This window comes from Acinetobacter sp. 8I-beige (assembly GCF_902505955.1).
Classification (GTDB): Bacteria; Pseudomonadota; Gammaproteobacteria; order Pseudomonadales; family Moraxellaceae; genus Acinetobacter; species Acinetobacter johnsonii.
Genome location: NZ_LR732790.1, coordinates 1,870,614 through 1,895,690 on the forward strand (window position 1 = coordinate 1,870,614; position 25,077 = coordinate 1,895,690).

Sequence of the window (25,077 nt, forward strand, 5' to 3'; positions counted from 1 at the left end):
AGATGCTGTAGATTTCACTTGAATATTAACTACTTAATTAATTTAAAACTAATAAGCATAAGAAGCAATCGCTGTTGCAATCGATTTGCCTTCATCATTGACCATGGTCATGCGCATCGTGCAGCCTTTACGCCCCAATCTTAGGGTTTCAGCACGGGCAATAAAGTATTTTCCACGTCCCGGCGCAAGATAATCAACTCGCATATCGACTGTAGCTAAACGGGATACTTTTTTAATGGTGTCCGCAATCGTGTCAGGTTCCGCTTTTTTATACAGCTCCCCCATCGCTACAATACCACCAATACTGTCCAAAACCGTTGCAGCCACGCCCCCGTGTAGAATCTGGAACGCAACATTGCCAATTAAGTAATCTTGCATATCGATATAGGCTTCAATTTGCCCGTCAACGACTCGCATAGTCATGGTGTTGTGCTTAAAAAATGGCGACGCATTAAAAGCCTTAACCAACTGCTCAAAAACCACATCTATATCCACTTTTGCTCCTAAGTGTATGCTGCCCGTCCAGCTTTTTTCACCACTACTCATAACAATCTGCTTCACTCTTAAAACAATAAAAACCCGTCAATATGTGCCCAAAGCCATAAGATAGGTCTACAATACTGACCTAGTTTAATACCGATTATCGAGATTTGTATGACCTATACGTTCAACCGTCCCGCCTTCCCCGCTACTCGCATGCGCCGTATTCGTAAAAATGAACATCTGCGCTCTATGGTTCGCGAGACCCATTTAACGACAGATCATCTTATCTATCCAGTATTTGTACTGCCGGGACAAAACCAAACGCAAGACATTCCCAGTATGCCGAAGGTGCAACGCCTATCTGCGGACTTACTCTTAAAAAAAGCAGAACGTTTACTTGAACTTGGCGTATCGAAACTGGCGCTATTTCCAGTTACTCCCCAAGAAGATAAAAGCTTAAGTGCCGAAGCAGCATGGCGTGAAGATGGTGTGGTTCAAAACACGCTACGTCTGCTCAAAAAAGAATTACCTGAAATGGTGCTGATTACCGATGGAGCACTTGACCCGTATACTACGCATGGTCAAGACGGCATCATTGATGAAACAGGTTATGTACTCAATGACGAAACCGTTGAAGCCCTGATCAAACAAGGGTTAAGCCACGCTGAAGCTGGAGCAGATGTCTTTGCGCCAAGTGACATGATGGATGGTCGTATCGGTGCGATTCGTCAAGCCTTTGAAGCCAATGGTCATATCTACACCTCAATCATGGCCTATTCAGCAAAATACGCGTCGAGCTTCTATGGCCCTTTCCGTGATGCGGTCGGTTCATCCAGCAACCTTAAAGGTGGCAACAAATACAACTATCAAATGGATGTCGGCAACCGCGCAGAAGCATTACATGAAATTGCCCTTGATATTCAAGAAGGGGCTGACATGGTGATTGTGAAACCGGGTATGCCGTATTTGGACATTGTCCGCGAAGTCAAAGACAACTTCGGCGTGCCAACTTTCGTTTACCAAGTCAGTGGCGAATATGCCATGCTCGCAGCGGCCATCCAAAACGGCTGGTTATCGGACAGCGTGATTATTGAATCACTGATGAGCTGCCGCCGCGCGGGTGCAGATGGCATCTGGACCTATTTTGCAGAAGAAGCGGCACTGAAACTAAAAGACATGAAATAACAGCGCGTTTAAAAGGATTGAATTTCAATGCATATTGCCATCATTGGCGCAGGAATCAGTGGTTTACTGACAGCGCTTGAGCTGATTGAACACGGTTGTTCGGTTGAGATTTTTGACCAACAGCAAGCGGGACAAGCGGCTTCATGGGCAGGTGGAGGGATTCTCTCCCCGATGTACCCATGGCGCTATCCACAAAGTGTCAATGACCTCGCCAAATATGGCCAAAGCATATATCAAGCATGGAATGAAAAAATTAGTCCGGTTTCGGGGATAGATTTTGAAATCCACGAAACAGGTATGCTGATTTTTGATGAAGCTGATTTTGACATTGGCCTAAATTATAAAGATCAACACCAAGAACCGATGCAGCATTGTGAACTTTTGCAACGCGAACAACTGGAACAGGTCAATCCGCGCATTTCTTCGCACTTTCAACAAGCCATCCATTTTCCACAGTTAGCCAATGTCCGTAATCCTCGACTGCTCAAGTCGATTGTGGAATATCTCAAACGGCAGCCACAAGTCACCTTTCATGAGCAAGCGTGGGTACATACCTTTGACATGGTCAATCAGCAAGTTCAAGGGATAAAAACTGCCGATGGTCAGAGCTATTCAGCGGATCATGTGGTGATTGCAACAGGCGCATGGTCACAGCATTGGTCCGAACAACTCCAGTGCAGCATTCCAGTGAACCCCGTACAAGGACAAATGCTGCTGTTTAAAACCCCTGAAAACTGGCTACCAACTATGTGTATGAATCAGGTTATGTATCTGATTCCACGTTTGGATGGTCATATCGTTTGCGGTTCAAGCATGGCGGATGTCGGTTTTGACCAACGCCCTTCTTTACAAACCCAGCAAAATATTTATAAAGCATGTTTGGACATGGTGCCTGAGCTGGCTGATTTTCCGATTGTGAAACATTGGGCGGGTCTACGCCCAAGTTCCCCCACGGGTGTTCCTTATATTGGAGCATTCCCTGAAATAGCCAATCTCTGGGCAAACTTCGGTCACTATAGAAATGGTCTATGTATGGGGCCTGCATCTGCACGACTGCTACGCGAATTGATGTTGAGCCAAAGCTTAACGGTTGACGCCAGTGCCTATAGCCCTGAGCGCTTAGTAAGCTTTGCTTGATCAAACGCTATTTGGGTAAATTTTGCGGTTGAATAATGTGGATCAAGGCTTCTTTTAAAGTGGGATATTTAAACTCAAACCCCTGTGCTTTCAATGCTTCGGGGCGAACAAATTGACCATTCAGCACCAGTTGAGACTGCTCACCTAAAAGTAACTTCAGCACAAAAGCAGGTAAAGAAAGTACAGGTCTACGTTTCAGAATTTGCGCTGCGGTTTGTGCAAATGCTGACTGGGTGACTTTTTCTGGACTGACGACATTAAAGACTTGTGCAGTGGTTTCATGCAACATTAGAAACTCAATCGCTCGCAGCACGTCTTGAATATGCACCCACACCACAGGTTGTCGCCCCGAACCAATACGTCCACATAAGTTCATTTTGATCGGAAACAACATTTGCGGCAAAATGCCGGCCCCACGTCCAAAGACCACGCCTAAACGAATAATTTTGGTATTTTGCGAAGTGTCTTGCCGTGCAGATTGTTCCCATTTTTGACACAACTCTGACATAAAAATAGACTGCGGAGCTGACTGCTCATTACAACACTCTGTCCATTGTTCAGTTGAATCAATACCGTAATAGCCCACTGCCGAACCCGAAATAATACATTTCGGTTGAATCTTTCTTTTAGCGAGATATTGATAGAGCATTGTCGTGGTTTCAACACGACTGGCAATCAGCTTTTGTTTGCGGGCATCTGCCCAACGCCCCTGAGCAATACTTTCCCCTGCCAAATTCACCACATAATCAATGCGATCATGCTTGAGTTCTTCTAAAGCTCGAATCCAAGTCAAATGTGGGTGAATTTTAGGCAAATTTTTCTGTCGGCTTAAGCCGATCACTTCATAATCTTTTTCTAATAAATAATCGAGCAAGTTTGAACCAATAAAACCACTTGCTCCTGTCACCAATACACGTTCTTTTTGCATAGCGTGATCTCAAATGATGCTTTTGCTCAAACTATAGCATTTAGAAGAAAGCTTTACGATTAATCGATCATTTTTGCTGCCATACGCTCTGCTTGTTTGCCATAAAACCAGTAAGTCAGCACATACAGCGGAATCGCGATCAATAAAATCAAAATCACCACCATACTGATAAATTGAGGTTGTTGAACGTAGAGCATAAAGTTTTGCCAAACTTCGGCATCTCCCTGCGCAAAGATAAATAAACCTAACATGAAAAAGGCAAAGTTATAGCTCCAAAAAATCAGACTAAAACCTAAAGCGAATTTCTTCCGCTCTGCTTGGGTTGGCGCACGGCGCTGCTGCTTAATAAATTTAAGTAAAACCCAAATCATGGCCACCAAATAAGGTACAGCCGTTAATACCGCTCCCATCCCTGTCGGAAGTAGAGCAGCGAGTACACCACAGACACAACTAAAGACAAAACATATGAAAAAAAACCAGAGAAAATATCGTGTTAGCGAAATCATAGCGCTACTTTAAACCCAGCCAAAAAATCATTATAAAAAAAATTCAGTTTTTTTTCATTTTCATGTCAACCAATCGAAGTTGATGTGCGTTAAATAGGGTACAAGGTCGCAGCAACCGTCAACATTGTACCGGCATCCACAATACGTACGGTGACCTTTCCTAGAGCAATAAGATTGGCTCCAAATTTAAATGTTGTCAGCAGCCGACATTTAAGCGTGAAGCAGTTTTCTTTGACCGACGATTTCATCATCACTCGAATCGTCGGTCTTTATTTTTTTGAGGACTGATTTTTCAGTGCTCCCCCACCTCAATAGATGAAGAAGCCCTTAAAAGTTAATATGAGTTTAAGTGCTGGACGTCTTCTGCATCCTGAATGACATAACCATTACGTCCCTGCTCTTTGGCCAAATACAGATTCTGATCGACCTCTTTTAAAAAGGCCATTTTGTCATTTTTCTGGGTTGGGATAATGGTTTTCACCCCTAAACTGACCGATAAACGCTGATCCAATGGCGATGAGCTATGGCAAATATCAGCGGTTCGAATACTCTGTAAAATACGCTCCACCACTTCAATTGCAGACGCTTGTGAGGTATCGGGTAATATCAAAACAAACTCTTCCCCGCCAAAACGCGCCACCAAATCACGTGGACGTGAGACACTTTTTTTCAGTATTTGTGCAATCTGTTTCAGACAAGCATCACCGAGAATATGGCCATTATAGTCGTTGTATTGTTTAAAATAATCGATGTCTAATAACATGATGGTCAGTGGTTGCTGTTCACGTTGCGCATTGAGCCATTCACGTTGGTAGCTATCGTCAAAGAAGCGGCGGTTGGCAATCCCCGTCAGACCGTCTTGATAAGAATATTCTTCCAGTTGTTTTTTCAGTGTTTCTAATTCTTGTTCCTGTTTTTTACGCTCCGAAATATCGAACATAAATCCAACCAAACTATCGACTTCCCCATCTGGTTTTCGCACTACATGCACCACATCGCGAATCCAAATATATTCTCCATTGATGGTCAGTGCGCGATAGTCTGCTTCATGATCAACCCCAGAAATCGACTGCGCCACACAAAAATCAACCACCCATGCACGATCATTTTCATGCATTCGCATCGCCCAATCTTCGACTGTTCTCCACGAATCTTGCTTCCAACCCAGCACTTTTTCAATTTGTGGGCCAATATAACTAAACGTTTTGGTTTCCCAATCAATACTCCAAGGAATAGCAAGTGTTGATTCAATCAGCGTCTTATACACCAGATCATTGACAATACGGGGCGAATTGAAAATAGAATCAGACATAGTTACGTTCTCCTTATACCCTGTCCTACTCAATACATGACTTATTTTTTAGACATTCTGCATAAATCATTCTTATAAAGTCTCAAAATTGAATCCGTGAACGAGCTGCACATTTCCTTTATGGCTATGACACGATATACAATTTCATAGATTTACATAATACCCCATTAAAAGAACATTTTTTAATCAAAATTTATCTTTTTACTATAGTGTTAATCAAATAAACCCATCACTTTCTTTTTCACATAATCACTCACTAATTTTTCTGTGCAATTTAACTTAACAATAGGCACTCAACTGTCAGGTCAGAGATTGTCGTCGTAGCGACAATTATCCATCGAATAATTTTGATTTATGTTAGCTTATAGCTCTATTGCGCTTTGAGCTTGGGGTATCTATGGCTGTTCGTTTTTTTCATACATCTGATTGGCATTTGGGACAGTTTTTTTATAACCATTCCCGTCAGTATGAACATGAACAGTTTTTAGCATGGCTACTGGAGCAAATCAGTGCAAGACAGCCACATGCGCTTTTGATTGCAGGAGACATTTTCGATGTCATCAACCCTGCTTCGTCCGCACAAAAGCAACTCTATCAGTTCTTAGCAGATGCACATGCACGTGCACCGCATATGCAAACTCTGATGATTGCAGGCAACCATGACTCAGGCTACCGCATTGAACAAGTTGAACCGTTACTGGCCAAATACAACGCCAAAGCGGTGGGAGTGATTCATAAAAATAGTCAACAGCAGATCGATCTTGAGCACCTATTGGTGCCGATTTTAGATGAGCAACAAAATACTGTGGCATGGTGTCTGAGCCTGCCCTTTTTACGTCCTGCTGAGATTACAGGCTTTAATGAACACACCACCAATAGCCAAAACGCGATTGCCTATTTGCATCAACAATTGATCGCCGAGGTTAAAGCTCGAAAAACAGCTGATCAAGCCCTAATTTTAATGTCTCATGCACATATGCAAGGCGGCGAAACCTCTGACTCTGAGCGTCCTATTGTAATTGGGAATGAAGAAGCACTCTCAACAGCATTATTTGATGAAATCATTGACTATGTTGCGCTCGGACATCTGCATAAACCACAAAAAGTCGGTGAAGAGCATATCCGCTATAGTGGTTCACCGATCCCTCTGTCCTTTAGTGAAATTAACTATAAACATCAAGTTGTTGAAGTGACACTTGATCCCACACGAAATGATACCTCCCGTTTTCAGTTGAATGTTTTAGCGATACCACGAAGCATTCAACTGCATAAAATACGCGGTGAACTCAATGAAGTACTGGAAAAGCTGCAAGCATTGCCTCAAGGCGCTATCCCAGAGATTGATCAACGTGAATATGTCGATATTGAATACCATACTGCTGTTCCACCTCAGCCCAATTTAAGACAACAATTCGAAGAGGCTCTACCCAAAAACCGTTATCGTTTAGTCCGTATTTCACGTCAATATTTAGCGACTGAGCAAGACCCCAATGCACCCGCTAAAGTAAGTTTAGAACCGCCAACACCAGAAAAACTGTTTCAGCAAATTTGGGAAAAACAGGGTTATCACAATGATGCAGAAGTATTGAACGATTTTATGAGCTTAATGCGTGAAGCAGAACAATCCCTTGCAGATGAGCACGAGGCTTAAAGGTTTAGTATGAATATTTTATCGATTCGAATTAAAAATCTTGCTTCACTTTCTGGCGAGCATTTGATTGATTTTGAAAGTGATCCCTTAGCCAGTGCAGGTCTGATTGCCATTGTGGGGAAAACAGGCGCAGGTAAATCCACCATTTTAGATGCTATGTGTTTGGCCCTGTTTAACCGTATTCCACGACTAAAAGACAGTGATGGGAAACTTCAAGATGTCGATGGCTCAGAGCTGCTCACCAATTCCCCATTGACCGTACTGCGTCGTGGCACTGCACATGGTTATGCCGAGCTATGCTTTATTGCACAAGACCAAAAACGCTATATCGCACGTTGGGAATTAAAACGTTCGCGGGAAAAAGCCGATGGCAAACTGCAAAGTGTGCAACGTTCTTTAAAATGTGTCACCGATGGTGTTGTGGTTGCTGATAAAGCCAAAGCCGTCGATGAAAATATCAAACGCATCACTCAGCTCAGTTTTGAACAATTTACTCGTGCCGTTTTATTGGCCCAATCTGAGGTCACCGTTTTTTTAAAAGCACGGGACAATGAACGTGGTGAATTGCTGGAATATCTGACCAATTCCGCTATTTTTGGGAAAATTGGTCAACTGGCTTATGAAAAAACCAAATCCGTCGCCACGCAGCGCAAAGAACTGGAAAATGTGCTGGGTCATATTGAACTGTTAACCGATGAACAAGTCACTGCATTATCGACACAGTTTCAGCAGTGCGACAGGGATTATAAACAGCTTGAAGCTCAAAAGTCGCAACTGGAAAAACAACAACAATGGTTTGAGCAAAAACAAAAACTAGAAGCTGATATTCAAGGTCGTCAGCAACAATTGAAACTTCAACAACAATATATTGAGGCACTCGCTCCGCAAAAAGCACAATTACACCAACTTGAGCGCTTTGCTTCTATTCACCCATATGTCATTCAACATAAGAATTTCAATACTGATCTTGGCAAATTACAACCTCAATTGTTCAAAGCACAGCAAGATTTCAATACTGTTGAACAGAAATACAATACTGAAAAACTTGCCTTTGAAAAAATAGATACTGAGCACAATCAACTACAATTATTTGAGACTCAGCATCAAGACAAAATTAAATTGGTGCGTGATCGTATTGCAGACCGCCGTCTATTGGGTGAGCAACTTCGTAAAGCTCAAGGTGCTATTAAAGAACTAGAGAATCAACAGATTCCCCATCTTGATCAGGAAAAATTAGTTCAAGATCAGCTTAAACAATTACAACTCAATATTTCTCAACACACGGTGCAGTTAGAACCATCCGATCATTTTGGTTCTTTGGATGATTCTCTTTCAGCGCACATCCCCCAAATTCAACGCTTTATTCAAAGTTACGCTCTATTTGAAAAAAATTATGGTGATGTGCAACAGGCCAATCAGCAACTTTTGGCAAAACAGAAACAGCTTGAAGAAATAACAATACAATTCGGTCAAGATGATCCACTCAATCAAAAAATTACAACCTTAGGCATCGAGCGTGATCAACTTGTACAAAAGTTAAATCAATTCAATGTGATTCAACATCAATGGCATAATTTTCAACAGATTGATACTGAATATCACAAATTAACGGGTTGGGAAAATACGCTAAATCAACAAATTATACACACTCAAACTGAATTCAAAACTGCCGAAACGAATTACCATGAACAAAAAAATGCACGTGAACAACTGCAAAAAATCTTGCAACAGCAACGTTTACTAAATACTAAAGATATTGAAAAACTTAGAGCAGATTTGGTTGATGGTGAACCTTGTTTGGTTTGTGGCAGTACACATCATCCATATGCTGAAAAAGAAGCTTTTTCCGATGAGTTATTGAAACTACAAGAACAGCATGAGCATCAAGCACTTGAGTTTGAAAAGGTGGCGTTTGAAACTTGGCAAAAGTTAAAGACAACATTGACTCAGCAAACAGCATCACTGGATGCCAATACAAAACAGCTGGTTACTCTCACCGCTCAACGACTACAGCTTCAGTCTGAGCTTGAACAGCAACTTATAACGCTTCATATCACCTTTGATTTTTCAAAAAATCATGATGTGTTAACTCAAATCATTCAGGCTCAAAAAGAGAATACTCAACAAACTCAAAAACAACTTGAAGACAGTTTAGCTTTACATGGAAATGCTCAAAAGCGACGTCATGAACTAGTACAATCGATTCAACAAACCACACAGCATTTATCAAATGTTCAACAGGCCGAATCAAATATTCAGCATATCGTAAGTTTGTTGAATGACATAGAAAAACAAATGTGGACGCAATCTACATTAAATACCGCAGAACGAATTTCAAACTGCTTACAACAACGTCAGCTCACATTAAAACAGCGAAATGATCTGAACAAACAACTCGATCAAACCACTCAACAACTTCAACAATGTGTACAGCACATTAAATTCGGTCAGGAAAAGATTCATTTAGCTACAAAGCATATCGAAAGTTTAACCATTGAAGGCAAAAAAAATAGCGATATTGCAATCCAGGTTATTTTTGAAATAACGCAAAATACTGTTGAAAAGCCACATGAATGGTTAACCGATTTTGATCAAAACCAACAATATCTACAAAACCAACTTAGAAATGCACGCCAAAGTTTTGATCAAATCCGACAAGACTTTGAAACTAAAAATAATGTATTAAAAGAATGTCTTGCTCAAAACGCTCAACTGCAAAAACAAGCTGAGCAAGCGACTACCCATGTTCAACAATGGTTAAACCAAAATACTGATTTTACGTATGCAATGTTAGAACAACTAAGTACGATTTCTCACGAGCAAGAACAGCAATTAAAACAAGATATTTTAAAAGTTGAACGTGCTTATGCAGATCTACAAGCAGGGATGAGAACCATCCAAGAACAACTCAAACAACATCTTGAGCATCAACCTGAAATTGCACTTGAAGTATTAATTTCTAAGCTCGCTACACTTGTTGAAAATATGCAAACTTTAGCTGAACAACGAGATCAATATAAAGTTCAAATCGAATTGCATCAGCAAAATATCGAGAAACAAAAACAATTTGCAGATCAGATTAAAGTGATACAACAGGAAGAACACCGTTGGGAGAAAATTTCAGGTCTGATGGGGGACAAAACAGGCAAAAAATTCCGTGATTATGCACAGCAATATAATCTCGATATTTTACTGGAGCATGCCAACCAACAGCTCAACCAACTCTCACAACGTTATACCTTAAAGCGTTTAGAACATTCGCTGAGTCTGGCCATTATTGATCATGACATGGATGGAGAAACCCGCTCCGTTGCATCACTCTCTGGGGGTGAGTCGTTCCTGACTGCTCTTGCCCTATCTCTTGCCATTGCCAATATGGCCTCAGGCTCAATGAAAATCGAATCTCTGTTTATTGATGAAGGTTTTGGGACTTTAGATGCATCTTCCCTGCACATGGTCATGAATGCTCTCGATCAGCTGCAAAACCAAGGTCGTAAAGTGGTGCTGATTTCACACATCCAAGAAATGCATGAACGTATTCCTGTACAAATCCAAGTTAAAGCTTTGGGCGCAGGTGCCAGTACCATTGAGGTTGTGGGATAATTTCAAATTTTTGAAAGTCAAAATTTGATTTGTTTTAAGACACTATCTCTCAGTTAAAAATAAAGGAAGCATCCTACTTAATGTAAGTGCTCCCTTTGAAATCCAAACAAATGCTTTAATCCGCGGGGAATGCTTTTGGTGGAGGCGCATATTTAGATGCATCTGCTGCTTTGTCTGTAGCCGCCATAGACTGTAGCGGGTAGATCACTGTACCAATCACACCTGTATTTTGGATGGAACCATGATCTGAGTTTGCAGCATAGGCATCTTGAGGTCGGCTAAAGGTAAAGGACGCCACCGCAGAGTCACTCTTACGGAAGCCTTCAATAATCAACTCACCTTGTGGACGAAGCACATAACCTGAATTTCTGCGTGATGCTGCACGTCCATCGATGACGTCTAAACCATCCACACTGGCAACCACTTCAAACGTGCTATTGCTATGGTTTTGATATTTGAGTTGATAGCTTTGTCCATCTTTGCCAGATAAATAATACTGCTGACCATCTCGAAATAAAGGCAGTGGACGCTGTGCATCATCTACAATCGAAAAACTGATTTTCCCAGCAGCCAATGACAGACTGTTCACAGCCTTGCCCACGTATTTTTTGCTGGCATAGCGAACTTGTGATTCAGCTATTGGGCTGCTGGATAACCGCTTTAAATTGACTTCCGTTACGTTTGAACTAATCTCATCGCCCCACTTGGTGCCTAATTTTTCACTTTTAGCGACGTGAGCATTTTGAACCGTAGATTCCGCACTCATCTCACTCATTTTGGTATTTGTGCTACTACAAGCTGCTACAAATAAACTCAAAAGCAGGGAGATAAATAAATAGAGTTTTTTCATTTTGGCTTCATCCTAAATGCAATTTTTATCGTTGTCAGGAAATCATTTTTCATGGTTCATCTGTCTAATCTATAGACGATTCAATTCATGAGTTTAAATTAAGCCTATTTTTTCAGCAGCCCATTAATTTTATATAATTGTAAGTTAAGCGCTTCTCACTGCCTTTAAGCTCAATAAACCCTGTTTAGACTTAATGCTGCGAATAATCTCTCGCTCCGAACAAGGCGGTTCCAACGCGAACCATAGTCGACCCAGCTGCAATTGCATCGACCATATCGCCTGACATGCCCATGCTTAAGGTATCCCAGTCTTCAGGATGTACATGCAGCTCTTTCACTTGGTCAAATAACACTTTCGCGGCCTTAAAGGCTTGGGTATTGTTCGGCGCCGGAATCACCATCAACCCACGCAGTTTGATGTTAGGCAACTGACTGATACTTTTTACCAACTCAGCAACTTCATCAGGTTGGCAGCCATCTTTGCTGTCTTGACCATCGATATTGACCTGTAGACAAAGATTTAATGGTGGTTGTGTTATCAGACGCTGCGCCGATAAACGCTCTGCAATAATTAAACGATCAACCCCATGCACCCATGCAAACTTTTCAGCCAAATGTTTGGTTTTATTGCGTTGTACATGCCCAATAAAATGCCATTCAATCTCTAAATCCTGTAGCTCTTCTATCTTTTGCAAAGCCTCTTGTAAATAGTTCTCACCAAAGGCGCGTTGACCACAAGTATACATGTCTCGTAACACTTCACTCGGATGTGTTTTAGAAACCGCCAAAAGCTCTACAGACTCCACGTCACGACCTGATATTTCGCAGGCCTGCTGAATTTGGGATAACACGTGTTGACGTGAATTTTGCAAGATATTCATTGACGAGGGTCTCATTTCGGTCATCTTTTTTGCTTTGCCTTTCAACAAACTGTTGGTTAAGTTGATTGAAAGCCTTATTATTCTATCAAAATAATTAGCATTTAAATGAACTCGGGGAAATAATGGATATCACAGAATTACTAGCCTTTTCGGCTAAGAACGGGGCATCAGATTTACACTTATCTGCAGGTATGCCACCGATGATTCGTGTCGATGGCGAAGTTCGTCGTATCAATTTACCAGCTTTAGAACACAAAGAAGTGCATAAACTGGTCTATGACATCATGAATGACAAACAACGTCGTGATTTCGAAGAAAAACTAGAAACAGACTTTTCCTTTGAAGTTCCAAGCATTGCTCGCTTTCGTGTGAACGCATTCAACCAAAACCGCGGTGCAGGTGCAGTATTCCGTACCATTCCGTCTAAAGTCCTGACCATGGAAGACTTAGGTTTAGGACAAACCTTCAAAGAGTTATGTGAATTGCCACGTGGTTTAGTTTTAGTGACGGGGCCTACTGGTTCTGGTAAATCTACCACTTTGGCGGCAATGATCGATTATATTAACGATAACCGCTATGACCACATCTTAACAGTTGAAGACCCAATCGAATTTGTACACCAGTCAAAAAAATGTTTGATCAACCAACGTGAAGTGCACCGTGATACACATGGTTTTAACGAAGCACTGCGCTCTGCACTCCGTGAAGACCCCGATATTATCCTCGTGGGTGAGATGCGTGACCTTGAAACTATTCGTTTGGCGCTCACAGCAGCAGAAACGGGTCACTTGGTCTTCGGTACACTACATACCACCTCTGCGGCAAAAACCATTGACCGTGTGATTGACGTATTCCCTGCTGAAGAAAAAGACATGGTTCGTGCCATGTTATCTGAATCGCTACAAGCCGTGATTTCTCAAACCTTACTCAAGAAAAATGGCGGTGGCCGTGTTGCCGCGCATGAAATCATGATTGGTATTCCTGCCATTCGTAACTTAATTCGTGAAAACAAAGTGGCACAGATGTATTCTGCTATTCAGACTGGTGCAAACTACGGTATGACCACACTGGATCAAAGTTTGAAAAACTTGGTCACCAAAGGAGTGATCAGTCCACAAACTGCCCGTACAGCTGCCAAGCAACCTGAAACCTTCTTATAAGAAAACAATGGATTTGGGGTATAGATATGGATTTTAACGACTTACTCAATTATATGATTCAACAAAAAGCGTCAGATTTATTTATCACCGCTGATGTTGAACCCTCCATGAAAATTAACGGTCAAATTGTGCCTGTGGCTAAGGGCAAGCTGACGGGTGATGTCGCGGGGCAACTGCTCAACTCGATTATGAGTGAAAAGCAGCGTAAAGAATTTGCAGATACACATGAGTGCAACTTCGCGATTATGAATCGGGATAAAACTGCACGTTTTCGTGTCAGTGCCTTTCAACAGCGTGATATGCCAGGTATGGTTTTGCGTCGGATTGAGACGCAGATTCCAACTATGGACGAGTTAAAACTCCCGCCTGTGCTCAAAGAGTTGGCCATGACCAAACGTGGCATCATCATCTTTGTGGGTGCAACAGGTACGGGTAAATCGACCTCTTTAGCTTCGATCATTGGTTACCGTAACCAAAACTCAAAAGGTCATATCATTACCATTGAAGACCCAATTGAATTTATTCATGAGCATGCAGGCTGTATCATTACCCAGCGTGAAGTGGGCATTGATACGGACTCTTTTGAAATCGCACTGAAAAACACCTTACGTCAGGCACCCGATGTGATTCTGATTGGTGAGATTCGTTCCCGTGAAACCATGGATTATGCGATTGCCTTTGCTGAAACAGGTCACTTGGTATTTGCAACGCTGCACGCCAACAACGCCAACCAAGCCATCGACCGTATTATTCACTTCTTTGAAGCAGACCGTCATAGCCAATTGTTTATGGACTTGTCTTTAAACCTTAAAGCGATGGTTGCTCAGCAATTGATTCCAACACCAGACGGTAATTCACGTCGCGCTGCGATTGAGATTTTGATTAACTCACCGTTAATTTCCGATTTGATCCGTAAAGGTGAAATCCATGAAATTAAAGACCTGATGAAGCGTTCTCGTGAACTCGGTATGCAAACCTTTGACCAAGCCTTATTCGATTTGTACAAAGCTAAGCAGATTACCTATAAAGATGCGCTGAAACACGCCGACTCTCCAAACGACTTACGCTTACAAATCAAGTTGTCCGAAGAAGGCGGTGATCGTCTATTGCATGCCAGTGCAAACATCACGTTTGACGGACAAGCTTAAGCATTTCTTTAAACAATAAAAAAGGGCTTCTCATGAAGCCCTTTTTTAGATCTAAATTATTACTTTTTACGCAGTGCTTCTTGGCACTCAGCAGCATCACAGTAACCATATAGGTTGAGTGAGTGACCTGTTAAAGTAAAGCCATGCTTTTCAGCAACTTCGTGCTGCTCATGCTCAATTACTTCGTTGCTAAACTCAACCACTTTGTTGCAGTTTTGACAAACGATATGATCATGATGATCGTCTTGCATGATTTCGAAAACAGAATGGTTATTTTCAAAGTGATGGCGCTGAATAATGCCCGCTGCTTCAAACTGCGTTAACACGCGGTAAACAGTTGCTAAACCGACATCTTCACCTTGTTCAAGTAAAGTCTTATAAATATCTTCCGCACTTAAATGGTGTTGCTTTGAATTTTCTAGTAGTTCTAATATTTTAATTCGTGGAAGTGTAACTTTAAGTCCAGCTTTGCGTAGATCTTGATTTGAAATTGGCATGTAAAAAGGTCTCTCAACAAATTTAAAGTTAGAATATGCAACAAAGTGTAGATGCAGTATGATCTATCCGTGGCTCAATTGCATCATAATTAATTTGGGATAGTGTAGCAAAATGCAAAAAATCATGTTGGCGTTATTCGTCACTTCACTGCTCGCAGGCTGTTCGACCTTGGGCGTTTATAAAGTTGATATTCCTCAAGGTACGCCATTAACTCAAGCACAAGCGTCAAAAATACAAGTTGGCATGAGCCATCAACAAGTTCGCTTTTTGCTTGGCAGCCCGACAGTTTCAGATCCAATGAATCCGCTACGTTGGGACTACATCTACAATTATACCCCAGGAACGTATGCTAAAAAAGCCAAGATTCCTGCTGCACAAGGTCAACACCTGAAAGTCTATTTCGACCCAAACGGTATTGTCCAAAAAATTGAAGGCTTAGAAACCATTCCTGCATCTCAGCCGGGCTTACCAGCATCGAAAGAAGCGATTCTAAACGCGCCCCCACTATAAAGCCTTATTCTAAAAAAGAAACCCCTCAACTGAGGGGTTTTTCATATCATTTCGATTGTTTTAAGCGATTGCCTTTTGCAAAGCGACCCACAGGATTATTTTGTGCACGTATCCTTCGAATATCTTTAGGATTAATGCTCAAAGGACGATAAATTTCAACACGATCCCCTACTTGCAAAACCTGTTGAAGATCTTTCAAACGGATACCAAAGATGCCCAATTGTAAAGGCTCAGGCAATTCAACCTGCGAACCTATACCACTCAGTTGAATCGCATCCTGCGCCGTCATTCCTTCAGAAAACGGCACACTAATATGAAACTGCTGGTCTGCTGTTGCATAAGCAACCCAGACTTGTTGAAGCATGCGCATTAGATCAGTTTTCCAAGTACGGCTACAATGGCCAATACGATAGAAACAGGTAATACCACACGCACGGCAATGCGCCAAATATTATAAAAAGCTTCATTACTAAAGTTCATCGACTTACGTAAATGGCTAATTTTCATAATCCAACCGGCAAAAATGGCATAAATCAAACAAATCACTAAGCCCCACAGCATCAGTAAGATGTTAAAGATCGGGCCAGTGGCTGGAATTAACCACACCAAAGTTGCAGCAAGCAGCACGAGCCACTGAATCACAATATTTAACTGGCGCTGTGCCAACTGCTCACGTGCCATCTGTAACAACACGGCTGCCGCTGCAACCGCAGTTAAAGCAATCGCATACGCAGGTAATGCCGCTTGGACTGCAAAAAATGCAAAAGCAACTACCGCCAAAATTTGTGCAATCCAAATCGGTAAAACAGTCTTGGTTGCAGCATCTTGCTGTTGAACTTGAGCTAAACTGTTCTGCCAGTACAGGCCGAGTCCTAAACCGCTTGCCACCAAAGCCAATACCGTTGCACTGCCCCATTCTGAAAATTCAACCGGTGTCACCTGCCACTCAGCAATTCCTGTACCAGAGAGGTTTGCAAGCACTAAGGAAATCAGCACACCGACCGCCGTTAACGCTAAGGTCAGCAGACGTGGGGCAAAAGACAACGCGATGGCAACCACAGCCAAAGCAATAAAGATCACGGACGATGTCATATCGGCCAGTGCATATTGATTTAATAGTTGTGCAGCATTAGACAACATGCCGCCCGCTAAAAAAGGAATAAAGACGACAGCAAGCCATCCTACAAGACGCCACGTCTGTGAAGCATCGGCATCACGCGTTAAATTCGACAAAGCATTCAATGCCGTGTTTTTTGAACGCTTGGCTAAGGCAATTTCTAAGTAACACACAGGTAAAGCCAAGATCACCATGGTCACTAACCAAAGTAACCAAAAGTCGAGCTGACGTTCAACCTGAATTCCCACCAAGGGTGCAAGTGTGGCAATGATAATAAATGATAAACAAAATGCCATCAGCGGCGATAACCATCGTGACAGAGCATTGTCTTGCATGATGCGTTCCTTCAATAAGTCTTGCGCTATTTTGCCTTGCTCGCTTATGAAAATCAAAAACAAAAAGCAAACCATCAAAACTGATGATTTGCTGCGCTAAATATAATTAAAATTTATTGTTTTTATCCCTCGTTTGGCTCACTTATGAAAAGAAACGAGCAAACCAATTTTTCCCTTTTTTCTTTTCTTTTTCTTTAATAATGCCCATCATATTTTCTTTTACGGCACCGACATAATCTGCATCATCATGCTGGATATGGTTAATCAGCCATTTCGACAACACTTCATGCAGCTCAGCTTCGATTGAATGACCCAACTCAAAACGGTCACGATAAGATTCAATTTTTTTAATAAATAAATCATGTACACGTTTGTGTGGTACACGATATTTATAACCCGCTTCTTCTTGGAGAGACTCTTCAAAAGTAAAGTGAGACTGTGTGTAATCAATAATATTTTCTAAAATCTGTTTCACGCGTTCACGGTCAGTATTGACATCAATCGCATCAATTTCATTGATATAATCGAGAATACGACGGTGTTGATCGTCAATCACATCGATACCAGTATTATATTCTGGAACCCACTTCATTATCATTCCGACCACCCAATAAAAATTAATAGATTAATTACATGAATTAATCATATCGACTATAATTAAAAATAAAAGTGAATCAAATTGGTTGGTTTTATACTATTTTCACAAAATTAAACTTAAGTATATATTTTAAATAGGTAAATAAATTTAAATCCGACCAAAAGAATAAGTTATTATTTAATCGATTTTATTATTTTATAAGTATGTATCAAAATAAAAGCATGTTTTATATTATTATCAACATGCTTTTATATTCTAATCATTTTGAAATAAATTAATATTGATCTGCTTTAGTGATGCGTTTTAAAGACGGATCTTTGGCTTCTCGGATTAAACGTTCCACATGGGTCATTTGGTGGCGGATCGCTTTGCCATATTGAAATAAAATCATTTCACCGGGTGAAAATGCCGTCCACGCTTCATTTTGAGTCAACGGTTCGGTGGTAATCACGGCCACGCGATCCTCTGAGGTAGTCACTTGACTAAAATCAACTTCAACATCAATGTCGATCAGCTGCGCAGGTTTAAATGGGTACTCACGCACCAACCAATGCAGTTTGGTAATGGCATAACTAAACAGGGCCTGCCCATTTGATAAACAGAAATTGAACGTGCCATGCTCCGCAATCCGTGGAGAAACATCAGTTAATAAATCAAAAACTTGATCTAGACTTGGCTCGGTATAGCCAAATTTATTCACCAGTTGGTCCAGTAAATAGCAAAATGCACGTTCACTGTCGGTATTGCCAACTGGGGTAAAGCGTCCTGAAAGTACAGGATCAAACTCATGCAAATCGCCATTATGCGCAAAAATCCACTGTCGTCCCCATAACTCACGGCTAAATGGATGTGAGTTTTCTAAGTTAATTTTTCCCTGTGTCGCTTTGCGGATATGTGCAATCACATTGCGTGATTTGATCGGATAATTACGAATTAATTCAGCAATCGGGGACTCAACTGCAGATTGATTGTCAACGAATAAACGGCAGGCTTTATCCTCAAAAAAAGCAATCCCGAAACCGTCACAGTGGTCTGAAGTAATCCCCGCGCGCTGTGAAAAGCCTCGAAATGAAAAGGTAATATCAGTCGGTGTTGCACAGTTCATTCCGAGCAGTTGGCACATAATCTTGGTCTTATTTAAACATATTTATTTATGATGGTTTTATTGTGCATGAGTCCTGACTGGCTTGCAATTCACAATGCTTCATAACCCGAACACATTCACGCATAAAACTATTTTTATAAAATGCATAGGCCTAAAAAAAGCCTCCGAGGAGGCTTTTCAAAATATTTAGTGCTTATTACTGCGATTGGTAATTAATGTACCGACACCATGATCGGTGAAAATCTCCAACAACGTTGCATGTGGCACACGACCATCCACAATATGCGCACTCACCACACCACCTTTCACCGCATCTAGAGCACAGCCCACTTTCGGAATCATTCCGCCGTAGATCACGCCCGTTTCAATGAGACGGTCAACTTCTTGGGTAGTTAGACCCGTGAGTAGGTTTTTATTTTCATCTAAAACACCTGATATATTGGTCAACAAAATCAGCTTTTCAGCACCGAGAGCTTCAGCCACTTTTCCAGCCACTAAATCTGCGTTGATGTTATAGGTGTTGCCCTCTTCATCCACACCTAAGGGTGCAATCACAGGAATAAAATCACCACTGGTAAACATTTCCAATACATCGGTTTTAACACTGGTCACTTCGCCAACTAGACCAAGATCAATTTTTTGTACCGTGCCATCTTCAGCAGTTTTTTCCATCAGTAACTTTTGTGCACGCAGTAAGTTACCATCTTTACCCGTTAAACCAATGGCACGACCGCCATGTTGGTTAATCAAGTTTACGATAGATTTATTCACACTACCACCCAACACCATTTCAACCACTTCCATGGTCGCTGAATCGGTCACACGCATACCATCAATACGGTCAGACTCACGCCCCAATTGCTTTAAAAACGAATCCACTTGTGGACCGCCACCATGTACTACGATTGGGTTTAAACCGACGGTTTTTAACAAAACGATGTCACGTGCAAACGAGCTCTCAAGCTCAGGATCGGTCATTGCATTGCCACCATATTTCACTACTAGCGTTTTTCCAGCAAAACGTTGAATGTACGGCAAAGCTTCAGTCAGAACTTGTGCTTTGTCGAGGCCAGTATGTTGATGTGGCATGTGCCTCTCCTTAATGGGCGTCTAATAGGTCTTGTGCAATCTGCGGATAATCTGCCGTCAGCATGTGCACAAAGTTATGGCGAATTTGATGGAGCCGCTGATTACTGTCCGCGTCGAAACGTACGGTAAAATACTCGCCTGTATTCGATGCTCGAATAATGCCAAATCCATCCTCAAAATCAAGTCTTACGCCATCAATTTTACTCATTTCCGCTTGAAAGTGCTGACTTTGTTTTTCCACATTCGCTAAAACCAGCGCGGGTGAAATCTGATGGGTGCTGATATAAATATCTTCTGTACTGGCACGCTCTGGATAGGCTGCTAGCGCTTCTGACAAAGTGCATTGCTTCAAGCTTAGGTATTCCAACACACGTAGTGCGGCATATAAACCATCGTCATAACCAAAACCACGACCATCATTAAACACATAATGCCCTGCATATTCACCGCCAAAAATAGCTTGTCCATGGGATTGCGCCAAATATTTCCGCAAAAAAGAACTGCCTGTGCGAATCATTTTTGGAATACCCTGATGAGCCAATACTGTATTTCGAACCATTGTGGAACATTTCACATCAAAAACCACTTCATGCTCAGGATGATCGGCCAAACACATGTGCGCAAACAAGGACAATAAACGGTCTGCTGAAATGATTACGCCCTTTTCATCAATCAATACAACACGATCACCATCACCATCAAAGGCAATACCGATATCGGCATGCTGTTGCTGCACGGCGTTACGCAGCAGATTTAGATGTTTGGCTTGAGATGGATCGGGGGCATGTTCAGGAAATTCACCATTGGCCTCACAGCGTAAAGCATGCACCTCACAGCCGAGTTTCTTTAAGACCAAGACGGCACAACGTCCCGCTGAACCGTATAAACCATCCACCACTACTTTATAGGGTCGAGGTTGAGGCATGAGCTGTATATCATTGAGCAACGCCGCCTGATAAGCCAGACAATATTCAGGCACGATCTGATGTGGCAACATTTGCCAGTTCATCTCTGCGCGGCTGTCAAAATATTCATTTGCATCGCGTGCCACCTGCTGGATTGCCTCAGGTAAAGGAGGCTCACCCTGCATAATCCATTTGATCCCATTATCCGACTTCGGATTGTGGCTGGCTGTCACCATAATGCCATTGCCATCAAACTGACGTGCCGTGTAATACAACACAGGGCTAGCACAACATCCGATGATCTGCGCATCTAGACCCTGTTTAAGACATTCTTTGTAAATAATTTCTGCAAAAGCAGGACTGCTTTGTCTGGCATCATAACCAATGGCTAAACGTGTCTGCCCAGTCTTTAAATATTGAGTTGCGAGCGCCTGTGCAATGGCACGAATCAGCTCAGCACTCATGACATCCAATTTGCCACGAATGTCATAGGCACGAAAAATATGTGCAGGAAATTTTGGCTGAAAATCCATAGGTCTAACTTCTAATTTATTCAGATCAACAGCTCTTTCAGCTGTCCTTGTTGTTATGCTTAACGCTGCATTTAATTTTACTAAGGATTCAAAAAAGAGTTGTAACTTTTTATGAACTAAAAATGATCATTCAGCATTAAAACAACAAAGCCTCTTTCATGGAGAGGCTTTGTTGTTTTACTTTATCACTGACAGATTAGTTTTGACCAGTATGTCCGAAACCACCTGCACCACGTTCTGTCGCTTCAAATTCATTTACAATATCAAACTGTGCTTGAATCACAGGTACGAGTACATATTGTGCAAGACGTTCACCCGGTTCTAAACTGAAAGCTGTTTGGCTACGGTTCCAAACTGACACCATCAATTCACCTTGATAGTCCGAATCAATTAATCCCACCAAGTTACCCAAAACAATACCGTGCTTATGACCTAGGCCTGAACGCGGTAAAATTAAACCTGCAAAGTGTGGATCTTCAATATAAATAGATAAACCCGTTTTGACCAAAACAGTTTGTCCCGGTTCAATGACGGTCGCAGCATCGACACATGCACGAAGGTCTAAGCCTGCTGAACCCGTTGTCGCATAAGTTGGCATTGGCCATTCATTGCCTAAACGTGAATCCAACACTTTAACCTGAACTTTCATTCTCTTTTTCCTAGTACAATAAAATTCTAAAACAAAAAAATATTTAGCGCTTAATCAACGCACGTAAATTGTCTAAATAATGCTGCGCTTGTAATTTCGGATCGACATTGCCCGCCAGTTTCTTTTTACGCCCCAGCCATTCCAACTCATCTTGCGGCAACTCATCCAAGAAACGACTTGGTGTCATTTGCTTCATTTGACCGCCTGCCTTACGTTGTTCTGCAAGCGTGATGGTTAAACCCTGACGCGCACGGGTGATGCCCACGTACATCAGGCGACGCTCTTCCTCAACTGTATCTGCGGCAATCGAGTTTTTATGCGGCAGTAACTCTTCCTCAAGACCAATCAGATAGACATATGGAAACTCTAGACCTTTAGATGCATGCAGCGTGAGCAGGTTTACTTTGTCAGTGTCTTCTTCTTCTTGCTGCTGCTCTAACATATCCAGCAACACCATTTTACGAATTACACTTTCAATATTTTTCTCATCAACATCTTCAGCACGGTTAATCAAACTTTGAATACTGCTATACAGCACTTCAATATTATCAAGCTTGGTTTTTTCTTGCGCAGGCGTCGCCGCAGACTCTTTGACATAGTCGATATAACCCGCTTCAACCATCATCTTGCGAATAATCGGTACAGGTTCATCATCCTCAAGCAACTCACGGGTAAAGGTGGTAATGAAGTCTGCAAACTCCGCCAACTGCGTGGTGGCTTTTTTAGGAATCACCATGGTGAGACGCTGATCACCTGCGGCAGAGAGCAAAGACAAATGATTTTCTTGTGCAAACAGCCCCAGCTTTTCTAAAGTCACAGGCCCAATGGCACGTTTAGGTGTATTGATGATCCGTAAAAATGCACTGTCATCTTCAGGATTAATAATGACGCGCAAATAGCTCATCACGTCTTTGATTTCAGCTCGTCCGAAGAACGACTGACCACCTGATAATTTGTACGGAATCTGCATTTGACGCAGTTGTGTTTCCAATGCACGTGCTTGGAAGTTACCCCGATACAAAATGGCGTAATCCTTCCAATTTTTACCATTCATCAGTTTATGGGTAATTAAGTCTTTCACTACGCGTTCTGACTCATCGTCATCATTGCGGCACGTAATCACTCGAATTACTTCACCATGACCTTTATCTGACCACAGTTTTTTATCAAAAATATGCGGATTGTTACCAATCACGGTATTGGCCGCTTTTAAAATACGACTGGTCGAACGATAGTTCTGTTCGAGCTTAATTACTTTTAAATTGTGAAAATCTTCATTGAGCAAAGCCATGTTTTCAGGCTTGGCACCACGCCATGCGTAGATCGATTGGTCATCATCACCCACCGCAGTGAACTGTCCCATCACCCCGACCAGCAATTTCACCAAAATATACTGTGCGGTGTTGGTGTCTTGATACTCATCGACCAATAAATAGCGAATACGATTTTGCCAGCGCTCACGAACTTCTACATTTTCTTGTAAAAGACGCGTCGGCATCACGATCAAGTCATCAAAATCGACTGCGTTATAGGCACGCAAATTACGCTCATACAACTGATATAAGTGCGCAAATTGAACATCTTCAGCTGTTTCACAAGTGGTATGCGCTTGCTCAGGTGGAATCAGATCGTTTTTCCAATCTGAAATCATCTTCATGGCTTTAGCAATCAGTTCTTTACTTTCCGCACCGGATAAATTGTCACGGTGCATCAAGTCCATCAAAATACGCTTACAGTCGTCCGCATCTAAAATAGAAAAATTATTTTTTAATGGTGTGTGTTTCAGCTCTAAACGCAGCATGTTTAGGCCAAAGGTGTGGAAGGTCGAGACTGAAAGCCCTTTTGCCTCTTCACGTGACAGCAGCTTGGTGACACGTTCTTTCATTTCGCGTGCTGCTTTGTTGGTAAACGTCATCGCGGTAATACGATAAGCAGGAATGCCGCAGTGTTTCACCAAGTAGGCAATCTTACGGGTAATCACCGAAGTTTTACCTGAACCAGCCCCTGCAAGTACTAACAAGGGTCCTTGAGTGTATTTCATGGCTTCAAGTTGCTTGTCGTTTAACTGACTTGCCAGTGACATAGTCTTTCCTCTATTTCATTCCGAGCTCGATTATAGTCATCTCCGCTACAGATGCATAATGCAAATTCATATTTTAACAGTCATAAAAAAACCACCCGAAGGTGGTTTTTCAGTCTTCAATAAAAATTATTGAATTGCGTAGATGCTGATTTCTACACGACGGTTTTGCTCACGGCCTTCAGCAGTCGCGTTAGACGCGATTGGGTTTGCTGAACCTTGACCTTGTGCATTAATACGTGTTGTAGAAACACCTTGAGATGCCAAGTAACTTGCTACAGATTGCGCACGCGCTTGAGACAGAGGAATGTTGATTGAATCATTACCTGTACTGTCTGTATAACCCGTTACAAGAATACCGCTCTTGTTATCTTCAGTTAAGGTTTGCGCAACTTTGTTTAAAGTTGAATAGAAGTTCGGCTTGATGTTTGATTTGTTGGTATCAAAAGTGATGTTACCTGGCATAACCAAACCTACAGAACCATCTGGATTACGGTTAACTTCTACACCAGTACCCGCCATTTGTTGACGAAGTTTCTTCTCTTTGTTGTCAAGGTAAACACCAGTTGCACCACCGACAACTGCGCCAATTGCTGCAGCACGGTTGTTTTGACGGCTAGTATTTGCACTTCCTTTAGAAATACCATAACCCGCAGCAGCACCAATTAAGGTCCCTAGAGCAGCTTTATCGTATTCTACACCACCAATGTTATTACCAGTGCTTTGACAACCTGTAAGAACCATTGCCCCAACGACTGCGGAAATTGCTAGTGCACGCATCGCATGCCTCCTTCTTTGTGTGTTTTGTTTATAGA

At 41.9% G+C, this 25,077-nt stretch carries 23 protein-coding genes; 7 read left to right on the plus strand and 16 right to left on the minus strand.

The annotated features are described in order from the left end of the window. Positions 1 to 48 precede the first annotated feature (48 nt). Positions 49 to 546, minus strand: a complete 498-nt coding sequence (locus GVX98_RS08895) for a thioesterase family protein (protein WP_004694841.1) — start codon at positions 544 to 546, stop codon at positions 49 to 51. A 108-nt stretch (positions 547 to 654) separates the two neighbouring features. On the opposite strand from GVX98_RS08895, the gene hemB reads away from it, so the two are divergent. Both hemB and thiO read left to right on the plus strand, forming a co-directional pair. After that, a complete protein-coding gene (gene hemB, locus GVX98_RS08900) occupies positions 655 to 1,668 on the plus strand; it encodes a porphobilinogen synthase (protein ID WP_004694843.1) in 1,014 nt (337 codons plus the stop codon). Positions 1,669 to 1,695: 27 nt separating this feature from the next. Further along, entirely contained in the window at positions 1,696 to 2,805 is a 1,110-nt protein-coding gene (thiO, locus tag GVX98_RS08905) for a glycine oxidase ThiO (protein ID WP_004984325.1), read from the plus strand. Positions 2,806 to 2,812: 7 nt separating this feature from the next. Here the strand turns inward: thiO and GVX98_RS08910 are convergent, their stop codons facing one another. From GVX98_RS08910 to GVX98_RS08925, 3 genes are all read right to left on the minus strand, one after another. After that, complete coding sequence (locus tag GVX98_RS08910) at positions 2,813 to 3,733, minus strand: TIGR01777 family oxidoreductase (RefSeq protein ID WP_004984323.1); 921 nt, start codon at positions 3,731 to 3,733, stop codon at positions 2,813 to 2,815. A 59-nt stretch (positions 3,734 to 3,792) separates the two neighbouring features. Beyond that, complete coding sequence (locus tag GVX98_RS08915) at positions 3,793 to 4,239, minus strand: ABZJ_00895 family protein (RefSeq protein WP_004984321.1); 447 nt, start codon at positions 4,237 to 4,239, stop codon at positions 3,793 to 3,795. 334 nt (positions 4,240 to 4,573) lie between these two features. Then, positions 4,574 to 5,551, minus strand: a complete 978-nt coding sequence (locus GVX98_RS08925; RefSeq protein WP_159127846.1) for a sensor domain-containing diguanylate cyclase — start codon at positions 5,549 to 5,551, stop codon at positions 4,574 to 4,576. A gap of 397 nt (positions 5,552 to 5,948) precedes the next feature. Here GVX98_RS08925 and GVX98_RS08930 point away from each other — a divergent pair, with 397 nt between their 5' ends. After that, positions 5,949 to 7,202 (plus strand): exonuclease SbcCD subunit D, encoded by a 1,254-nt coding sequence (locus tag GVX98_RS08930; protein ID WP_159127847.1) that lies wholly within the window; start codon positions 5,949 to 5,951, stop codon positions 7,200 to 7,202. Between the two features lie 9 nt (positions 7,203 to 7,211). After that, positions 7,212 to 10,805: an AAA family ATPase gene (locus GVX98_RS08935; protein WP_159127848.1), complete on the plus strand. Its 3,594-nt coding sequence runs from the start codon at positions 7,212 to 7,214 to the stop codon at positions 10,803 to 10,805. Positions 10,806 to 10,920: 115 nt separating this feature from the next. Here the strand turns inward: GVX98_RS08935 and GVX98_RS08940 are convergent, their stop codons facing one another. Then, positions 10,921 to 11,655, minus strand: coding sequence for a hypothetical protein (locus GVX98_RS08940; RefSeq protein ID WP_159127849.1), 735 nt, complete (start codon positions 11,653 to 11,655; stop codon positions 10,921 to 10,923). 190 nt (positions 11,656 to 11,845) lie between these two features. Continuing rightward, the gene (locus GVX98_RS08945) at positions 11,846 to 12,535 is read right to left on the minus strand and encodes a YggS family pyridoxal phosphate-dependent enzyme (RefSeq protein ID WP_159127850.1); all 690 of its coding nucleotides are present in this window, start codon (positions 12,533 to 12,535) and stop codon (positions 11,846 to 11,848) included. 122 nt (positions 12,536 to 12,657) lie between these two features. Between GVX98_RS08945 and GVX98_RS08950 the strand changes: the two genes are divergently transcribed. Beyond that, positions 12,658 to 13,695, plus strand: coding sequence for a type IV pilus twitching motility protein PilT (locus GVX98_RS08950; protein ID WP_004694862.1), 1,038 nt, complete (start codon positions 12,658 to 12,660; stop codon positions 13,693 to 13,695). A gap of 26 nt (positions 13,696 to 13,721) precedes the next feature. After that, positions 13,722 to 14,843, plus strand: coding sequence for a PilT/PilU family type 4a pilus ATPase (locus GVX98_RS08955; protein ID WP_004694864.1), 1,122 nt, complete (start codon positions 13,722 to 13,724; stop codon positions 14,841 to 14,843). 59 nt (positions 14,844 to 14,902) lie between these two features. Here GVX98_RS08955 and fur read toward each other — a convergent pair whose 3' ends face one another. After that, positions 14,903 to 15,340, minus strand: a complete 438-nt coding sequence (gene fur / locus GVX98_RS08960) for a ferric iron uptake transcriptional regulator (RefSeq protein WP_004694866.1) — start codon at positions 15,338 to 15,340, stop codon at positions 14,903 to 14,905. A gap of 112 nt (positions 15,341 to 15,452) precedes the next feature. Between fur and GVX98_RS08965 the strand changes: the two genes are divergently transcribed. Continuing rightward, on the plus strand, positions 15,453 to 15,851 hold the full coding sequence (locus GVX98_RS08965; protein ID WP_004694868.1) for an outer membrane protein assembly factor BamE: 399 nt from the start codon (positions 15,453 to 15,455) through the stop codon (positions 15,849 to 15,851). Between the two features lie 46 nt (positions 15,852 to 15,897). Here the strand turns inward: GVX98_RS08965 and GVX98_RS08970 are convergent, their stop codons facing one another. The 9 genes from GVX98_RS08970 to GVX98_RS09010 all read right to left on the minus strand — a co-directional run bounded on the left by GVX98_RS08970 (position 15,898) and on the right by GVX98_RS09010 (position 25,042). Beyond that, a complete protein-coding gene (locus GVX98_RS08970; protein ID WP_004984298.1) occupies positions 15,898 to 16,221 on the minus strand; it encodes an RnfH family protein in 324 nt (107 codons plus the stop codon). Further along, a complete protein-coding gene (locus tag GVX98_RS08975; RefSeq protein ID WP_159127851.1) occupies positions 16,221 to 17,303 on the minus strand; it encodes a hypothetical protein in 1,083 nt (360 codons plus the stop codon). Before GVX98_RS08975 ends, GVX98_RS08970 begins: the two co-directional genes overlap by 1 nt. 142 nt (positions 17,304 to 17,445) lie before the next feature. Next, positions 17,446 to 17,901 carry a bacteriohemerythrin gene (locus GVX98_RS08980; protein ID WP_005400160.1) on the minus strand — a complete coding sequence of 152 codons (456 nt, stop codon included), beginning with the start codon at positions 17,899 to 17,901 and terminating at the stop codon, positions 17,446 to 17,448. A gap of 274 nt (positions 17,902 to 18,175) precedes the next feature. Beyond that, positions 18,176 to 19,024, minus strand: coding sequence for a class II glutamine amidotransferase (locus GVX98_RS08985; protein WP_159127852.1), 849 nt, complete (start codon positions 19,022 to 19,024; stop codon positions 18,176 to 18,178). 168 nt (positions 19,025 to 19,192) lie between these two features. Then, the gene (gene argB / locus GVX98_RS08990; RefSeq protein ID WP_159127853.1) at positions 19,193 to 20,095 is read right to left on the minus strand and encodes an acetylglutamate kinase; all 903 of its coding nucleotides are present in this window, start codon (positions 20,093 to 20,095) and stop codon (positions 19,193 to 19,195) included. Between the two features lie 10 nt (positions 20,096 to 20,105). Continuing rightward, positions 20,106 to 21,533 (minus strand): phosphomannomutase/phosphoglucomutase, encoded by a 1,428-nt coding sequence (locus tag GVX98_RS08995; RefSeq protein ID WP_159127854.1) that lies wholly within the window; start codon positions 21,531 to 21,533, stop codon positions 20,106 to 20,108. Between the two features lie 196 nt (positions 21,534 to 21,729). Beyond that, entirely contained in the window at positions 21,730 to 22,182 is a 453-nt protein-coding gene (dut, locus tag GVX98_RS09000; RefSeq protein ID WP_004694889.1) for a dUTP diphosphatase, read from the minus strand. A 43-nt stretch (positions 22,183 to 22,225) separates the two neighbouring features. Then, positions 22,226 to 24,265, minus strand: coding sequence for a UvrD-helicase domain-containing protein (locus GVX98_RS09005; RefSeq protein ID WP_004984285.1), 2,040 nt, complete (start codon positions 24,263 to 24,265; stop codon positions 22,226 to 22,228). 126 nt (positions 24,266 to 24,391) lie between these two features. Next, the gene (locus GVX98_RS09010; protein WP_004984284.1) at positions 24,392 to 25,042 is read right to left on the minus strand and encodes an OmpA family protein; all 651 of its coding nucleotides are present in this window, start codon (positions 25,040 to 25,042) and stop codon (positions 24,392 to 24,394) included. Between the last annotated feature and the right edge of the window lie 35 nt (positions 25,043 to 25,077).

What these genes read in the sequence shown, in the direction of transcription:
- GVX98_RS08895 (WP_004694841.1), bottom strand. Translation starts at nt 546, where the DNA reads ATGAGTAGTGGTGAAAAAAGCTGGACGGGCAGCATACACTTAGGAGCA.
- hemB (WP_004694843.1), top strand. Translation starts at nt 655, where the DNA reads ATGACCTATACGTTCAACCGTCCCGCCTTCCCCGCTACTCGCATGCGC.
- thiO (WP_004984325.1), top strand. Translation starts at nt 1,696, where the DNA reads ATGCATATTGCCATCATTGGCGCAGGAATCAGTGGTTTACTGACAGCG.
- GVX98_RS08910 (WP_004984323.1), bottom strand. Translation starts at nt 3,733, where the DNA reads ATGCAAAAAGAACGTGTATTGGTGACAGGAGCAAGTGGTTTTATTGGT.
- GVX98_RS08915 (WP_004984321.1), bottom strand. Translation starts at nt 4,239, where the DNA reads ATGATTTCGCTAACACGATATTTTCTCTGGTTTTTTTTCATATGTTTT.
- GVX98_RS08925 (WP_159127846.1), bottom strand. Translation starts at nt 5,551, where the DNA reads ATGTCTGATTCTATTTTCAATTCGCCCCGTATTGTCAATGATCTGGTG.
- GVX98_RS08930 (WP_159127847.1), top strand. Translation starts at nt 5,949, where the DNA reads ATGGCTGTTCGTTTTTTTCATACATCTGATTGGCATTTGGGACAGTTT.
- GVX98_RS08935 (WP_159127848.1), top strand. Translation starts at nt 7,212, where the DNA reads ATGAATATTTTATCGATTCGAATTAAAAATCTTGCTTCACTTTCTGGC.
- GVX98_RS08940 (WP_159127849.1), bottom strand. Translation starts at nt 11,655, where the DNA reads ATGAAAAAACTCTATTTATTTATCTCCCTGCTTTTGAGTTTATTTGTA.
- GVX98_RS08945 (WP_159127850.1), bottom strand. Translation starts at nt 12,535, where the DNA reads ATGAATATCTTGCAAAATTCACGTCAACACGTGTTATCCCAAATTCAG.
- GVX98_RS08950 (WP_004694862.1), top strand. Translation starts at nt 12,658, where the DNA reads ATGGATATCACAGAATTACTAGCCTTTTCGGCTAAGAACGGGGCATCA.
- GVX98_RS08955 (WP_004694864.1), top strand. Translation starts at nt 13,722, where the DNA reads ATGGATTTTAACGACTTACTCAATTATATGATTCAACAAAAAGCGTCA.
- fur (WP_004694866.1), bottom strand. Translation starts at nt 15,340, where the DNA reads ATGCCAATTTCAAATCAAGATCTACGCAAAGCTGGACTTAAAGTTACA.
- GVX98_RS08965 (WP_004694868.1), top strand. Translation starts at nt 15,453, where the DNA reads ATGCAAAAAATCATGTTGGCGTTATTCGTCACTTCACTGCTCGCAGGC.
- GVX98_RS08970 (WP_004984298.1), bottom strand. Translation starts at nt 16,221, where the DNA reads ATGCGCATGCTTCAACAAGTCTGGGTTGCTTATGCAACAGCAGACCAG.
- GVX98_RS08975 (WP_159127851.1), bottom strand. Translation starts at nt 17,303, where the DNA reads ATGCAAGACAATGCTCTGTCACGATGGTTATCGCCGCTGATGGCATTT.
- GVX98_RS08980 (WP_005400160.1), bottom strand. Translation starts at nt 17,901, where the DNA reads ATGATAATGAAGTGGGTTCCAGAATATAATACTGGTATCGATGTGATT.
- GVX98_RS08985 (WP_159127852.1), bottom strand. Translation starts at nt 19,024, where the DNA reads ATGTGCCAACTGCTCGGAATGAACTGTGCAACACCGACTGATATTACC.
- argB (WP_159127853.1), bottom strand. Translation starts at nt 20,095, where the DNA reads ATGCCACATCAACATACTGGCCTCGACAAAGCACAAGTTCTGACTGAA.
- GVX98_RS08995 (WP_159127854.1), bottom strand. Translation starts at nt 21,533, where the DNA reads ATGGATTTTCAGCCAAAATTTCCTGCACATATTTTTCGTGCCTATGAC.
- dut (WP_004694889.1), bottom strand. Translation starts at nt 22,182, where the DNA reads ATGAAAGTTCAGGTTAAAGTGTTGGATTCACGTTTAGGCAATGAATGG.
- GVX98_RS09005 (WP_004984285.1), bottom strand. Translation starts at nt 24,265, where the DNA reads ATGTCACTGGCAAGTCAGTTAAACGACAAGCAACTTGAAGCCATGAAA.
- GVX98_RS09010 (WP_004984284.1), bottom strand. Translation starts at nt 25,042, where the DNA reads ATGCGTGCACTAGCAATTTCCGCAGTCGTTGGGGCAATGGTTCTTACA.